13 protein-coding genes are annotated in these 14,769 nt (G+C 59.6%); 4 read left to right on the forward strand and 9 right to left on the reverse strand.

The window, feature by feature from the left end:
* The 3 genes from K5607_RS11025 (at position 1) to K5607_RS11035 (ending at position 2,678) form a co-directional block, all read left to right on the forward strand.
* Positions 1–1,326, forward strand: coding sequence for a hypothetical protein (locus K5607_RS11025; protein ID WP_082411372.1), 1,326 nt, complete (start codon positions 1–3; stop codon positions 1,324–1,326).
* 10 nt (positions 1,327–1,336) lie between these two features.
* A complete protein-coding gene (locus K5607_RS11030) occupies positions 1,337–1,750 on the forward strand; it encodes a very short patch repair endonuclease (RefSeq protein ID WP_082411371.1) in 414 nt (137 codons plus the stop codon).
* 112 nt (positions 1,751–1,862) lie between these two features.
* Positions 1,863–2,678: a DUF5677 domain-containing protein gene (locus tag K5607_RS11035; protein ID WP_156302310.1), complete on the forward strand. Its 816-nt coding sequence runs from the start codon at positions 1,863–1,865 to the stop codon at positions 2,676–2,678.
* 94 nt (positions 2,679–2,772) lie between these two features.
* On the opposite strand, the gene K5607_RS11040 is transcribed toward K5607_RS11035, so the two are convergent.
* The 6 genes from K5607_RS11040 to K5607_RS11065 all read right to left on the reverse strand — a co-directional run bounded on the left by K5607_RS11040 (position 2,773) and on the right by K5607_RS11065 (position 9,789).
* Positions 2,773–3,753, reverse strand: coding sequence for a DNA cytosine methyltransferase (locus tag K5607_RS11040; protein WP_054772938.1), 981 nt, complete (start codon positions 3,751–3,753; stop codon positions 2,773–2,775).
* Between the two features lie 173 nt (positions 3,754–3,926).
* Positions 3,927–4,745, reverse strand: a complete 819-nt coding sequence (locus K5607_RS18095) for a hypothetical protein (protein ID WP_246598838.1) — start codon at positions 4,743–4,745, stop codon at positions 3,927–3,929.
* Positions 4,746–5,371: 626 nt separating this feature from the next.
* Entirely contained in the window at positions 5,372–6,502 is a 1,131-nt protein-coding gene (locus tag K5607_RS11050) for a TniQ family protein (RefSeq protein WP_221047032.1), read from the reverse strand.
* Entirely contained in the window at positions 6,460–7,350 is an 891-nt protein-coding gene (locus K5607_RS11055; protein WP_221047033.1) for a TniB family NTP-binding protein, read from the reverse strand. The genes K5607_RS11050 and K5607_RS11055 overlap by 43 nt, the downstream gene beginning before the upstream one ends.
* Positions 7,347–9,275 carry a Mu transposase C-terminal domain-containing protein gene (locus tag K5607_RS11060; protein WP_221047034.1) on the reverse strand — a complete coding sequence of 643 codons (1,929 nt, stop codon included), beginning with the start codon at positions 9,273–9,275 and terminating at the stop codon, positions 7,347–7,349. The genes K5607_RS11055 and K5607_RS11060 overlap by 4 nt, the downstream gene beginning before the upstream one ends.
* Entirely contained in the window at positions 9,268–9,789 is a 522-nt protein-coding gene (locus K5607_RS11065) for a TnsA endonuclease N-terminal domain-containing protein (RefSeq protein ID WP_217994865.1), read from the reverse strand. The genes K5607_RS11060 and K5607_RS11065 overlap by 8 nt, the downstream gene beginning before the upstream one ends.
* 197 nt (positions 9,790–9,986) lie before the next feature.
* Between K5607_RS11065 and K5607_RS11070 the strand changes: the two genes are divergently transcribed.
* Entirely contained in the window at positions 9,987–10,745 is a 759-nt protein-coding gene (locus K5607_RS11070) for an ATP-binding protein (RefSeq protein WP_221047035.1), read from the forward strand.
* Positions 10,746–10,750: 5 nt separating this feature from the next.
* Here K5607_RS11070 and K5607_RS11075 read toward each other — a convergent pair whose 3' ends face one another.
* The 3 genes from K5607_RS11075 to K5607_RS11085 are packed head-to-tail and all read right to left on the reverse strand — an operon-like array spanning position 10,751 to position 14,765.
* Entirely contained in the window at positions 10,751–12,082 is a 1,332-nt protein-coding gene (locus tag K5607_RS11075) for an ATP-binding protein (RefSeq protein WP_221047036.1), read from the reverse strand.
* The gene (locus tag K5607_RS11080; RefSeq protein ID WP_221047037.1) at positions 12,079–14,028 is read right to left on the reverse strand and encodes an SPOR domain-containing protein; all 1,950 of its coding nucleotides are present in this window, start codon (positions 14,026–14,028) and stop codon (positions 12,079–12,081) included. Before K5607_RS11080 ends, K5607_RS11075 begins: the two co-directional genes overlap by 4 nt.
* Entirely contained in the window at positions 14,025–14,765 is a 741-nt protein-coding gene (locus tag K5607_RS11085) for a type III pantothenate kinase (RefSeq protein WP_221047038.1), read from the reverse strand. Before K5607_RS11085 ends, K5607_RS11080 begins: the two co-directional genes overlap by 4 nt.
* Positions 14,766–14,769: the final 4 nt, after the last annotated feature.

Consider the following 14,769-nt stretch of genomic DNA (forward strand, 5'->3'; position numbering starts at 1 on the left):
GTGATTTTTTCTGCACCACGTTTCGTTGTTGTTGATGACAAAGAGCAGCATCTACTCGCCATCACACAGGCATTTCAGCAACTAGGCTCTCCTTGCCTGGGCATTCATTACGACCCAGCTGAAGACTTGAATAGGGATCACTTCCGTAGCGTCCGATGCCTGTTTTTTGACCTACATTTAATGGATGGCTTGGCTGGCACAGATCATCGTCGGCATTATGCGTTGATCGCCTCGATACTAGAAGAAAATATCAGCCCGCGAGGAGGTCCTTTCATCCTTGTCGTTTGGACAGAACACGCGCATCTCAAAAATGAGCTACAGGAGTACCTAGAGGCAAATCTCGACCCAACCAAACTGTATACCAGACCTTTGGCCGTACTTAGCTTAGCAAAAGAGGAGTTCATCCATACGGACACCGGTACCGTTAAAGATTCAATCGATATCCGCAATGCCATTAGGCACACAGTGCTGTCAAATGCCCAGCTCGCAGTTTTGCTAGGATGGGAATCCGACGTACAGGGAGCAGCGGGTGACACTATGGCCTCCCTGCTGAACTTGATACCTATTACCCAGAGAACAAGCGCTTCATTTTCCGGTGCACTAGATAAGATATTAAGCCGACTTGCACGTGAGGCTGTTGGCCCCAAAAACGTTGAATTAGACCATCGCGCCGCAATTAACAACGCCCTTGCGCCTATTCTGATTGATCGAATCATGAATCAGCGTGTTGAAGAACACCCCAACGAACTGTGGAAAAAGGCAGTTACACTTTACGAAGATGAAAGTTCCGCCGATGCTGACGAGGCTGGCCCTATCAATTGGATGCTGCACTTGGCGACACCAGATTCAGAAAAAATACGGCCAACCGATTGGGGAGCGGTTGTTGCTTGGCCGTTCGGTTGGACAGATAATGTGCTGTCACGGTGGACAGGACTGACCATTCAAGAGATGCTATGTGACGAATTCAAACTCAAGACCGACGCAAAGTATAATCCCGTTCTCGTCAGAATTGGAGCGGCCTGTGACTATGCTCAGAACAAGAAAGGGCCAATTACATACTTATTCGCTCTTGAAGTTCTGGAAGAATATAAGCAGAAGAATAAAACGCCAGATTCTATTTGGAAATCACCTACTTTTGTTAACCCCACATCATCGCAGGTCTTTCGCCTTAACGTGCATGTTCGTTTTCCAATAACCTGCATTCGGAAATCTCATTGCCGATGGACGAGTCGTTACCGCCTCCGAGAGCAATTGCTGATGAATCTTATTACCTCGGCAAGCAATTATATGTCCCGACCAGGCATAGTCCAGTTACCGGTCAGATGATTGCGAATCTTTGGACGTCCTGACGCCCGAACAACGTTCTGTCCTGATGTCACGAATTCGGGGCAAAGACACAAAGCCCGAGCTTGTGGTCAGGCGCCTTGCGCACGCGCTTGGCTTCCGCTATAGGCTGCACCGTCGAGACTTACCTGGTAGCCCTGATCTGGTGTTTCCCCGCCTCAGAAAAGTGATTCTGGTGCATGGCTGCTTCTGGCATCGCCATCCTGGATGTCGATTTGCTTACTCGCCAAAGTCGAACACCGCGTTCTGGGAGGCGAAATTCGCCGCGAATGTCAAGCGCGATCACCTTACCCAGAAGAGTCTTGAGGAGCAAGGATGGGATTGCTTGATCATCTGGGAGTGTGAAATCAAAGATATTGTGGAACTTTCCAGGCGCCTGCAAAGATTCCTCGCTGGACAAGATTGAACACACCAGGACACGTTTAAAATTGGCTCACATAACACGGCACGCCTGCCTCGGCTAAACTTTGATATTAGGTCTCATCAATATGCAGCACCTACTCCATACATCCCTACTCGTGTATGCGCAAATCCGCGACGAACTGAGGCATGTGCTAGACGCCTCTCGCTCAATCGACGAGCGCTACAGCAAATTCGCTGCTACCCAACTGCACTACTATTCGGAGCGTTGCCAGTCGCTAAATGTCTTGCTTCAGCAGGGGAAGCTTTGGGATTGCGACATCATCATGCGCGCTGCACTCGAATGTGCAACGCGCTTCATCTTTGTCAGCATAGCCACTTCAGACGAGAGATATCGTCGAATCGAGGAATACACCATAGAACTAAACGAGATTGAGGACCTGCTGCGGTCGGAGAAGGCCAAAGCTGCTATCGCGTCATCCACAGATGCCGACACCATCATGCTAGTAGGAGGCGTCATTTTGACTCCTGAGAGGGAAGCAGAACTTCGCGCGCGATGGCCAAAAGCCAAACGCGCTGCACTAAAGCAAAAGTGGTCGTTCTCCGAAATTGTCCGAGAGCTCACAAACTTCCAGGCCGGACAACTAGACCTCCGTAAGTACAAGAGCTTCCTACACGGCTATGGAATCAGTAGTCACCTGATCCACGCAGACCAGACCGCAATGAATTTGGTCTGGGATCGTGTTCGTCGCGAACCGAATGAGCGCAATACACTTGAGCGCGCCCATTTCGCGCGTCTATCCACCGATCCAGTGTCAGTCTTATTCCTATGTTGGCGTGCGATGGTCTTCGCGACAGGCGTCGACTGCAGGAACTCGGAAATTGTTTGCAATCTCCTCCACTTGCATGAAGAAGCGAATGTATTTCACCGCGCCTTCGCGGAATCACAAGCGCACGTCTATCAACACGGCTAACCCCGGCCTCTCGGCAAGGTCGACTGTCAGATCTAGTCTGAACTCCTACACATCATGTGTAACCGGTCTCGCGGCATATCCGCACCGGAACCAATCATGTTGCCGGGATACCAATATTTTTATTGAAATTGATCCATTGAAATATCGCAGTCATCACATCAGAGCAAACGCCATTCCCACAGAGTTTCACCTTCTCGCGCCGACTCCCATATGGGAGCTTGTGCTCATTACCCCCCCCCATGGCTCTCAGCAGCTCACTGGGTTGCAACATGCGAAGATAGGGCTCATTGCCATTCCAGGTGACCAAACCGAAACGGTCAATGGTCGTTACCGTACGCAGGGGAACATCGAGTGTTTGCCACCCACCGCCATAGTCGGAACCGTAATAGACAATGATGAACGGCACACCTCGTCCGAGATGGGCAATTGCGCGTTCTGCACGTTCAATCGTTGCTTTGGCACGCCCGGGGCTATATAGCTTTGTAGAGCGATAGGAACTCCCCCAGTCTATGGTATCCCTTGCGCACATACGAGTCCCATCCGAAAAAGCCAGAAGTTGCCCTTTCGTGACAACGGTCCCCTCCCGATCGCAAATCAGGAACATCCGTTTCCGTGCTTGAGCAGAGCCGAAATCGGCTGAGTTCAAGTGCAGATCACTGACTTGGTAACCAAGATTTTCGATCGTCTCGACAAGCTCGTTATGCCGATCCCATTTTTTCATTCTGTTCACGTTCTCGACGATCAACCAGCGAGGCTCCATGGCCTCAACCCACGGCACTATGCCAATAGCTGTTTCCCGACTGCGCTCAGACCCTGGCTTTGCACCTCTGGCTATTGAATGCGACGTACACTCCGGTGATGTTAGAAGTACGTCTGGCCTGTAGGTTTGACCTAGACCTTTGATATCCACGTTTTCTATGTAATCGGTCACAACCTCCGCGCAAGGGAAATTGGCCTTGTACGTCTTTGTCGCCATGTGCCACGCGTCCAGTCCAACCAAAGGACGCCCTCCACCTCGAACGGCCCCCCTGGCACCGAAACCACCGCCACAGAATAAATCAACAAAAGTTGCCATCGTTCCTTCGCTCTACCAAGCCCAGTTACTATGACGCCAGGTTACCAGGTCTATGTTGAATTGCAAGCATCCAACAACGCCGGAAGCCCCATCGATGTGCCGCAACCACGCGGTGGCCAGTATCAACGAGGCATACCAGGCCACTACACACCTTGCATCGCTGCCGCATTACGCTACACATCTGGCGCCACCCTCGGAATCCAATATTGTCTTCCATCCAACCGCACAATGAGCCCGTCATCCGGACTCGCGATGATATCGCCACCAATCACCCTAAGCCCGACCTTCTTCGGTAGTCCATGGAAATACGCCAGCGCCACCGACACCCATCGTCGAATGAACGCTTCGCCTTCACCAGGCTCCCGCATCAGTAACAACATTTCCGCTTCAAGCGCCTTCTTCCGATTTGACTTCACCTTGATCTCGTTGACCTTTGGCAACGCGATGTCGGAACCATGCACATTCCTCAGATACCGAACAAAGCCGGAAACCGCAGCTCGCTGGCCCGGAGTGTTTTCCAGATAAGCATCGAGCACCAGCTGATCCGGAGGTGTCCGCTCCATCTCTTTGCCCTTGAGGAGCAAGGCTGCTGCGGGGGTCAAGGCGAGCCTGATGGAACGCAGGGTCGTTTTCTCATCCTCCAGCTCTGACATCAAAACCTTGTGATAACCATTCAAAATGGCCCATGCCTGCGAACCATGACCAACCTTATCCAAAGTTGCCGAAATCCTTCGTCTGTTGGAGTCTTCCTCCCTTGCAACAGCGTCCGTGACCACCAGGTCACTTGCCTGCATCCATCTCACAGGCAGCAGCACGCGGCGTAGGCGCTGCGCACCAAAGTGGCCCAGCAACGCGGTATAGTCCGGGATGGTTTTCCAGCGTTGTTCGATATCCAGGAAGAACGGCAAATAGCGATTCACTGTAATCGCTGCCTTATTTTCTCCGACCTCTTCCGCAAGCCATTTCCCAAAACCTCGGAAATAATCGGCCATTTGCGGCACTGCGAACGTTGCGCAGTCCACCGCCACTCGCTTATCCAACAATCCACGCCAATAGCACGGTTCGCATTGATTGCCGCGACCGGCTGGCATAGCTTGACCACATACAGGGCATGCGATGTCACCCTTTTCTCGACATGCCTTGCAGAGCATGTGTCCATCCGGCGCCGGCTCAAGGAGCCGATGTCGACGACATGCCTCGCAAGTGCGGTAATCCGCCCTGGCGCACTTCGGACATAGTCGCTTGTCATGCCCTAGGCGAAGAACCCTGGCCAATCGTTTGGAAAGCGTTCCGCAAACTTCACAGGGTTCTGCCTCACCGAAATACGGTGCGCAGACGTTGCACACAGGGCCGTAGGGAGTGATTTTCCCGACCTCGTACTTTCCTTTGCCGCATCGGGCGCATGGCTTGGCGACTTGGCACGACCGACAGACCGCCGCAGGATCGTCCTTCGGCAACCTAGCGAAATTGCCGCATTTCGGGCAGATACGCCGCTTGAATACGCGGGCGTAGCACGTACCGCAATACCTGTGTTCCTTGTAGACCCGCCATATCCTGGCTACGGTCTTGCCACATTCATCGCACCTATGCTCAACAAAGGATGGTGGAGCGAATTCAATCATCGCCGCACCATCTCCAGCTTGCGGCGCAATTTAGCCATCATTCGCATGACCTGGTCGCGTGAACGTGGAACACCTGTTTCTTGTCTTGGCTTTCTGTTGCGGGTAACAGGACGATCCGGCAGGGAGTCGACGAGGGAGGAAAGCACGCTTGGCAGTGGTTCCCTTCGATTGCAAAAGCCCTGCCGAGTAACCCCCACCTCCTTCAGAGCCGTCGCTAGGCTATCCCCACCCGCATCCATCAAACGCCATAGACATCCCAGCAGCTTTTCGCGGTCATGGACAAGCAGCCGCTCGACTCCCGCCCCCGCCATCACGGGCAAACCGTCTGGTAATGGGGCACCAAGGCGATTCAAGACACCGCGCATCGCTTCCGTTCCGTATCGATTTTGGCGCCGACACAGGGAAATGAAGAAATCCGCCAGCCCAAACCATTCGGCGGTAGTGAGCGTTTGCCCGTGAAACACCCCATGCCCTTGGAGAGAAATGGCATCCGCCAAGCGCTGTAGAGCCAGCGCATCCGGCGATTGAGGAACCGGGCTGCCTTCGCCCAGGCCGGCCTTACACGTCGCGCATACAGCGACATGCCGGTCTTCCGCCAAGAGCCGATGGGGCTCCACTGGCGCACCGCAGGCACGACAACGATCCAGCAGCAAACAACCATGTTTCTGGCAACCGGTATGCCATGCAAGCCGCCATTGAAGCCGATAGTAAGGCTTGGCGTCTTCAGCAAGACACGACGGACAATATTGCAGGCCGCCGTGCCGCTTGGTGTTACGCGCCCCGAGCGCCAAAATCCATGGCCATGTGGCTTTCTTGGGCGGCAGTCCACCCCAAATCCTGCTGGCAATCGGCTGGAGGGTAGCCGCCTCGAACGCTGCGACGGAAATACCGGACAAGAGGGAAAGCAGCGTCACCCGCTCACTTGAGATCGTGCGGTCGGCATCAAGCGTCCAAATCCGCCATTTCGGCCAGATCTCCCCCGTAAACGTCAAAGGATCGCAGCCCTGGGCCAGAGCGGCCCTTACCAGCCACGAGGACACGATCTCATCGGGAAGCAACTGAACCGGAACGGCCCAGCGAGGATTTACGCCATCACTTCCCGGATGCCACGTGTAGGCCGCAGCCATGCCTTGCTCTCTATGGTCGTTTTGTCGATCTGCTCCCTGCCCGTCTTGATTGCGTCGTTTGCGCACTCAACAATAAGCCGATGCAGGTTGCCTATGTTGCCCTCGGAAATTGTATGCAAAAGACTGGCGAGCTCCGGTTGATGCAATTTTGAAGGTTGCTTCAAGGGCAACACCTTCTCGAAACCGGCCAACAGGCGCTGGAAGTCCTGGTTCGGTTCCCACAAGGGCAGGCTCATTACCTCAAACCGGCTGGCGTGCTGGGGATCGGTATGGAGAACCCGAACGGCCTCTCGCGTACCGACGCCGACGATGGGAATGACCAGCTCGTTGCACAGGAGCTTGATAGCGTTCATTACCTCCCGCTGCTTGATGGGCGAACCGGTCAGGAGCGAATGGAACTCATCGATGATGAGCATGCTCACATGGCAAGCCCGAAAAAGATGGATGACCTGATACCGCAGCTTGGATGCAGGATCGGTCGCACGATAAGGCGCATAGAACCGCTCAAGGATGGAGATGTACAACCCCTTTTCGTCGGCGCTAGGTGGAGCCTCCGCCAGGATGATCGGCTTCACCGGTTCGGCGTCCTCGTTGACGTAACCTTGCCCGCACAGATCGCGGAAACGCCGAACGATGGTCGTTTTGCCATTATTGGGATCGCCAACGATCAGAAGATTGGGCATGCGCGGACGCTCGGGCTTGTGCAAGAGGCCCTGCAGGGTGTCCATGATCTGCTTAGCGGAGTGATAGCCAATCCAGCGGGGCTGATCCATGAACTGTAGGCGTTCCTTGTCGGACAACGACATGATGTGCCGAAAATCCGGATGGATATGCTCGTAACCGCTCATGCAATGTCTCCGAAGGCGTCGATGTCCCCCTCAACAAGACCAGTAACCGGCGCAAGCAAAGGTGCGCTGGGTTTCAGTGGCTCGGCCGGCATGGGTGCTGCCGGCGATACCTTCTTCTCATGCTCCGTACGCCGCTGCGCCTGACGGCGGGCCTTCTTGGTCTTCTCCTTCGCCTCATCCACGCGACTACGCAACTCCGTGATGGCATGGAGAATCTGGTGTTCGTTGACGCTCTTTTTGCCTTCTCGCTTGAGCGTCTCACGCGCCTGTTGATATTCCCAAATGCTCATCGACGGCAGAGATTGATCGGCGAACGGCACTTTGAAGTATTGCTGCAATGCGGGATCGAAGAACCAGACCGCGCTGATGTCCCTTGGATCGCGGCGGAATATGAACTCGCGCTTCTTGTCCCGCGCATCCGGGTCTTCCGCATTGATCCATGGACGCAAGGCTTCGGCGTAATAGCTCATGCCGTCGATGGTCACGCCGAACGTCTGCACGGTGCGCCGGAATGCGGGCAGGAAATCCAAAAGTACAGTTAGGCGATTGGCAGGGCGCGGCGGAATACCGGTGCCCTGTACTTCAGCATTTCCGAAGATCCCGATCTCCCACTTCTTGAGCGGCGACATGCCGATACCGGAATGCAAGCGCTGGTGATAGACCTTGCAAATGAGCGTCACCAGCCATGTCTCGAACTCCGATTTGGTCATGGCGGCGTGTTTCTCCGGGTTGTACTCGTCCTTTTCCCTGATCGAAGAGAAGGTCGTTCCCGGCAAATCGTGAATTTCCTTGAGCAGCGTGCCCAGCACACGTTCGATATGGCCACCATAGCGTGGCTGCTTGACCGGCCTGAACTCAAGGTTGATGCCGTACATCAGGCATGATTGCTGGAAGTTGTTGGAACGGAAGTCGGCACCGTTATCGACATGAATGGTCTTGGGAAAGCCCCATACCGGCCATTGGGCATCGACCTTGTGCAACAGAAGCCATTCGTCCTTTGGCAAAACCGAATGGGTTACGCACATCGCCACCGACGTCTCGGAAGGTGGATCGAAGGAGAGGTAGTAGCCCGTCACCATGCGGCTGTAAACGTCCATGGACAGCGTAATCCACGGACGGCCGATGGGCCGCCGGTACACATCGTCCACCAGGATGATGTCGGCGGGAGTGTGGTCTATCTGCACCACCGCCAACGGATAGTCGGCGTTGGGGAAACTTCCGGCGGCTGGAAGGAACTTGTTCTTGGCCTTCTCTTTAAAGCCGCGTCCCCTCAGTCGCTGTTTCTCCGTCACCCTGTTCAGTCGCGACCGGATCGTAGCCGCACTCGGCGCCTCGATACCCCGTTGTTCACATCGGCGAAACACCTCCATGACGGCTTTCTGAGCCGTGGGACGTTGTGGCGTCAGATAGAAGTCGCGAATGACTTCCTCGATGACTTCCTCGGCAAATACTGGAATGCGGCTCTTGCCTGTTTTCCAGCCGCGCCTTTGGGGAATCAACGCCGAAACGGCGCCGTATGCCTTGTAGCGCTTGAGCCAGCGGTAGAGAGTGGCGGCATCAACCCCCACCTCCTTGGAGCGGGCTTCGACTTGATGACGGCCTAGATAGAGTTCGTTGGCCAACGGTTTGATAGCTGCAAAACGTTGTTCTGCAACCTTCCAGTCCTCATCGGCAATCGTCGATATGTCTGCCGCCAATGGCTTGGCGCCCTTGGCATCGACAGGGCGTAGGTCGCCGATGCGCAACGGAACACTTCGGCCGCTCTCAACGCCAACGGCAACGACCGATTCGAAATCCAGGACCTGCGCGATGCGATAGACCGTATCCCCGCTTCGAACGAAGTTGCCCACTTGAACATCGACCCGCTGGCGAACCGGTTCAAAGGCGTCATTTGGAAGCTCGAAATCGTTGCCGTCTTCACTCATCGGTCGGCACCCATAGCTCGATGAAGTCGTTCAGCGGACGGGAGATGTCGCAATCAAGCTGACGGGACGCCAGCAGGTGCCAGATGTGGGCAATGCCCTCGGCCCGATATAGGCCCATGAAATGCCGAGCCAGGAGGTAATGGAACGGCGCAGACCCCATTTGCCGCAGGTTCTCGATAACCCAGCGGCTTTCCTCAACCGGAAATTGCATCTGCTTGTAACGCTCCAGAAACCGAATGTTCTCCAGAGCTTGGCCACGGATACGGGACTCATCATAGACGTGGAACTCCCACCCCTGTTCCTGAGCATGACGCCATGCCGCCTTCCATTTCGGCATCCATTCGCGCCAATGCTTGCGCCATTCCTTCCGCGGCTTGACCTCGACCAGAACCGGCTTTGGGTAGTCACCGTATTCGCAGTTGCCTAGCCGGTAGTACACAAGAAAATCCGGCGTGTAGGTATAGGTCTGTCCGTTCTTGCCGGCAAACGGTATCTGGCACGGTTGAGGAATCACATCGAGGACAGCAAGGCAGAACTCCTTGCAAATGAGGAAGTCGCGCTCCAGCGTGGATTCATGCTCGATGGGGTCTCACCCCGAAATGCATACACTCCCGACACGCTCCGGCGCGTCGGGCGTATCTTCCGCATCTGGCGAGGTGCGATGGAGTCGCAGCTATTTCCGTTCATTCCGTACCCCGTCGCAACTATTCCATGAAAAACGTCGCAGCTATTTCAAGAAACAATAGCGTAAGCTATTGTTTCTTGAATCGCATTGTCGCATTTATTTCTGCAACTGACAGCGGCGGCGTGCCCAAACCGGGGGAGATTTCCTTAGCCCATGGAGGCGTTTTATTTTTGGACGAGCTGCCGGAATTCGACCGCAAAGTGCTGGAGGTGCTGCGCGAACCCTTGGAATCCGGCCGCATCGTCATCTCCCGCGCCGCCAACCGGGCGGAATTCCCGGCGAACTTCCAGTTGTTGGCGGCCATGAACCCTTGTCCCTGCGGCTATTTGGGCGATGCCTCCGGCCGCTGCCATTGCACCGCCGAACAAGTGCAACGCTACCGGGCGCGCATTTCCGGCCCTTTGCTGGACAGGATAGACCTGCACGTGGAAGTGCCGCGCGTGCCCCACGCCGTGTTGCGGCAAGGCCAGCCCGGCGGCGAGGAAAGCAGCGCCGCCGTGCGGGCGCGGGTGGAGCGGGCGCGCCGCGTCGCCCGGGCGCGCAGCGGCACGGCCAACGCCCAACTCGGCGTCGCGGAAATCAAACGCCATTGCGCCTTGGACGGAGACGGGCAAAAGCTGATGGAGCAAGCCATGGACAAGCTCGGGCTGTCCCACCGCGCCTACCACCGCATCCTTAAAGTCGCGCGCACCATCGCCGACTTGGCCGGCAGCGAAACCATCGCCGTCAACCATCTCGGCGAAGCCATCGGCTACCGGCGCTTGGATCGCGCTATTTCGGGATAAGCGGCTCAGCCGGCGGCGAGCGGCAACAGCGCCTCCAGTCGCGCGCCCCGGCCTGGTTCGCTTTCCATCCGAAACTCCCCGTCCAGACCGTGCACCCGCTCGCGCATGCCGCTCAGGCCCATGCCGCAAGGCGTGTTGGGCGCATCGTAACCGCGGCCGTCGTCGGATACGGTCAGGCGCACCTGCTCGGGCGAGACGGTCAACGCCACCCGCACGTTGGCCGGATCGGCATGCTTGACGGCGTTGCTCAACGCCTCCTGGACGATGCGGAACAAGTTGATCTGCAACGGCTCGGGCAAGTCGTCCGCCACCGCGTCGCACTCCAGCCTCCAGCGGATATTCGGGCAACGGCTGCGCCAGCCGTCCAGCAAATCCTCCAAGGCGGCTTTCAATCCCAGCTCTTCCAGCATCAAGGGCCGCATGCGCTGCATCATGCCCCGCACCACCGGGAACAAGCGGTCGCAGAGGGACACCAGCGACACGGCGATGTCGCGCGGCTTGCCTTCCGGACTCAGCTGCCGCAGGGACACCGCCAAGGCTTTCATGGCGCTGAGGGACTGGCCCAGCTCGTCGTGCAGCTCGCGCACCACGGCGCGGCGCTCGTCCTCCTGCACTTGCAGCAGGCGGCGCGTGAGACGGCGGTTTTCCGCTTCGCTGCGCTGGGTTTGCGCGCGGGCTTTGCCGAGGGATTCGACGGCGTGGTTGAACGCGTCGGAAATGCGGCTGAATTCCCGCACGGAGAAGGCCGGCAGGCGCTGGTCGTAATCGCCGTTTTCCATGTGCTGCAAGCCGTCCAGGATGGTGTTGACGGCATTGAACGCCCGTCCCAGCGTCACGTAGACCAAGGCCAGCACCGCCGTCGCCAGCACCGTCATGAGCTGGATAAAGCCTCGCGCCTCGCGCCAGGCTTCGCCCATTTCCGCGCCGGGGTCGGCTTCGATGAGGATGCGCGCCGCCAAACCGTTGGCCTGCTCCACGCGCCGTTCCACGCCTTGGGCGGGCGGCTCCACCGCCCAGCGGAACCATGCGGGAACGCGCTCGGCGGGCGGCGGCGAGGCGAGGGCCAAACGCTGCCAGCGGCCCTCCTGCTCCACCTGGATGCGTAAATGGCGCGCCGATTCCAGCCGCGCCAGCCGTGCCAGCCAGCGGTCGCTGTCGACGGCCGCGCCCTGTTCTTGCAGTTCCGCCTCCACCAATTGCAAGGCCAAGCGCACGGACGAGCCGACCTCTTCCTCCACCGAACGGCGGGCGTTGTGCAAGGCCAGCAAGCCGCCCGCCCCGACGATGGCCAACAGGGTCAGGCCGATCATCAGGTTGAGGCGGAAACGCAGGCTCATGGGCAGGCGTTGTCCCGCGCCGCGGACTCGGGATGCTCGGTCTGCCAGGCGCGCAGCTGGTTGGACACGGCGGCGGACGATTTGGGTTGCAGCTTGAGCCAATACTCCTCGCGCTGGCCGGTGCGCGGCTTCACCACCGCCTCGATGCCCTTGGCCTGGGCCTCGGCGCGCAGCTTATCGGCGCGGTTCTTGTCCTTGAAATACCCCAGGGATACGCCGAGGGCGTGCTCGCCTTCGTTCACCACCACGGTATCGGCGACGCCTTTTTCCGCCAGTTGGCGCTTGTTGGCGCGGGCGGCTTCCACCGTGGCGGCGGGCGACAACACCCAATAGCCGATTTCCGCCTTGCCGGATTTGTGCTCCACGCTGGCGCCTTCCGCTCCGGCGGCCAGGTGCTGGCCCAAGGCCTGGGCGTCGGCGGCGCTGGACAGCGGGCCGATACGGCGGCATTGGGCCGCGGCGGGCTGCTCCGCCTTGGGCGGCGCGGCGGCCGCCTGCGGCTCCGGCCGCTTGGGCTGAGCCGGCACGGCGGGCGGCGCAGCCTCGGGCTTGTCCGGCTTGGCATTGGCGACCGGCTTTCCCTTGGACTTGGCCGCATCGGCGGCGGCGTCCGACCCTTCCGGCTTGGGCTGCGCGGCGGCTTTCGACGGAGGCTGGGCCTCCGCTTTCGGCGCCGCCGCGGCGGCCGGCGGCGGCGCGACCGCCGGCTTAGCCGAGGCTTCCGCGACGGCTTCCGGCTTTTTGGGCGGCGACGCGGCATCCGCCGTCGCTTCCGGCGCAACGCCCGCTTTGGCCTTCGCCTTGGCGGCCTCGGGGGCGGCGGGCGTCTCCGCCGTCTCGTGCTTGAGGGGAGCGGCGGCCTTGGCCGGCGGTTTTTCCTCTTTCTTCGGCGGGGCAACGACCGCCGGCGGCGGCGGAACGATGGCCGGCTTCGCCGGGACTTCGGCCACTGCGGCCTCTTGTTTTTTCAGCGCCGCCGGCGCGACGGCGGCGGCGGGCTTCGCTTTGGCCTTGGCCGCTTCGGCCGCGGCATCCACGGCTTCCTGCTTGGCCGCGGCGGCGGTTTTCAGCGGCAGTTTGTCCGCGCCGGGCGCGGCGGCGGGTTTTGCCGCCGCATCCCCCGGCACGATTTCCGGTTTTTTCAGCGCCGCCGACGGATCGACGGGCGCCGGCTGCGGCGCCGCAGCCGGCTTGGGGGCGGCAAGTTTCGGCGCTTCCGCCACGGGAGCCACCGGTTTGGCCGGCGCCTCCACCGGGGCGACCTCCGGCTTTTTGGGCGCCGGCGGAATGGTCGGGATCGCCGCCTCCGGCGCGGCGGCTTGCTTGGGGTTAGGCTTGGGCGCCTCCGCCGGCACGGCGGCCGCGGATTCCGGTTTGGGCGCTGCCCCAGGAGCCTGGGCCAGCGCTTGGACCGGCTGCTTGGCCTCCGGTGGTTTAGGCATGGCGGCGGTCGGCGGCGTTTGCGGCGCCGTAACGGGCGGCTTCGCCGATGGCTGCGTCGCGGCGGGCTCCGGCTTTTGCGGATGCGCGGGCACCGCGGCGGCGACATGAGGCGCCTCGACCTTGGGCATGGGTTTGTCCGGCGCCGCCGGTGCGCCTTCCACCACTTCCAGGGTTTTCCCGGCCGGAGGCGGCGACGGCGGCTTTGCCGCCGCCTCGGCCTTGGCTTCGGCAGGGGCGGCCGGCGGCAAGGGCAAACTCAGCTCGCCGGGGGTCAAACCGGGTCCCGGCGCAGCCTTGCCGGCCGTTTCGCGGGGAGGCGTCGCCAAGGGCTCCCGCGCCACCACCTGGGGCGTCGGCGGCAGTTCGCTCACCAGAACGATATTGTCCAGCTTGTCGGCGCTTTGCTCTTCCGCGGGCAGGGCGTCCATGCCGGGACGCACGTATTTTTCCCACAGAAAAAACACCCCGTTGGCCAGCAACAATAACAACAATATGTGTTTCACTCCGCCTCTCCCGCAATAACCGCCAAACCTCGCAATAACAAGTCCGGCTCCACACGCCAATCGCCGTCCAAACAAGCCGCGACCTCCGCCGCGCCGCCACCGGTCAGCACGCCCGCCACCGATTCTCCCAGCTCGCGGCACGCGCGGCTCCGCAAACGCTCCGCCATGCCGGCCACCGCATTGAGCGAGCCGCAACGGATGGCGGCGCCGGTATTGTCGCCCAGCCAGCCCGCGTCCGCCGCTTCGGCGTCGGTGATTTGCACGGTATTCGCCACCAGGCTGCGCCCCATCAGTTCCAGCCCGGGCATGATGGCGCCGCCCCGGTGCAGTCCCGCGCCGTCCAGCACGTCGAAAGTGGCGGCCGTGCCCACATCCACCACACAGGCCGCGCCTTGCCGGCCGTGCCGCAACCCCACCAAGGCCACCCAACGGTCGACGCCCAAACGGGCGGGATCCCGGTAGCCGTTGGTAACGCCGTACCCCTGGGCGCGGGAAGCGACGAATTCCGCGCCGATGCCGAAGCGAGCGCGCAGCCAACGATCCAGCCGCCGGCCCCATTCCGCGCCGGCGACGTTGGACGCCACCACCCGGCTCGGTTCGCCCATGCCTTCCCAGGCCGAGGCCAAGGCGGCTTCGAAAGCGCCTTGGGTCGGCACGGGCGCGCCGGGACGCAAGCCCTGCCCTTCCAGCCGGCCCCACTTGATGCGGCTATTGCCCGCGTCCAACAAAACGATCATGGCG

The sequence above is a fragment of the Methylogaea oryzae genome, assembly GCF_019669985.1.
GTDB lineage: Bacteria > Pseudomonadota > Gammaproteobacteria > Methylococcales > Methylococcaceae > Methylogaea > Methylogaea oryzae.

Bases quoted from the DNA above. Each gene is read 5' to 3' on its own strand.
- K5607_RS11040 (WP_054772938.1), bottom strand. From the start codon at position 3,753: ATGGCAACTTTTGTTGATTTATTCTGTGGCGGTGGTTTCGGTGCCAGG.
- K5607_RS18095 (WP_246598838.1), bottom strand. From the start codon at position 4,745: ATGGCCGATTATTTCCGAGGTTTTGGGAAATGGCTTGCGGAAGAGGTC.
- K5607_RS11050 (WP_221047032.1), bottom strand. From the start codon at position 6,502: ATGGCTGCGGCCTACACGTGGCATCCGGGAAGTGATGGCGTAAATCCT.
- K5607_RS11055 (WP_221047033.1), bottom strand. From the start codon at position 7,350: ATGAGCGGTTACGAGCATATCCATCCGGATTTTCGGCACATCATGTCG.
- K5607_RS11060 (WP_221047034.1), bottom strand. From the start codon at position 9,275: ATGAGTGAAGACGGCAACGATTTCGAGCTTCCAAATGACGCCTTTGAA.
- K5607_RS11070 (WP_221047035.1), top strand. From the start codon at position 9,987: ATGAAAAACGTCGCAGCTATTTCAAGAAACAATAGCGTAAGCTATTGT.
- K5607_RS11075 (WP_221047036.1), bottom strand. From the start codon at position 12,082: ATGAGCCTGCGTTTCCGCCTCAACCTGATGATCGGCCTGACCCTGTTG.
- K5607_RS11085 (WP_221047038.1), bottom strand. From the start codon at position 14,765: ATGATCGTTTTGTTGGACGCGGGCAATAGCCGCATCAAGTGGGGCCGG.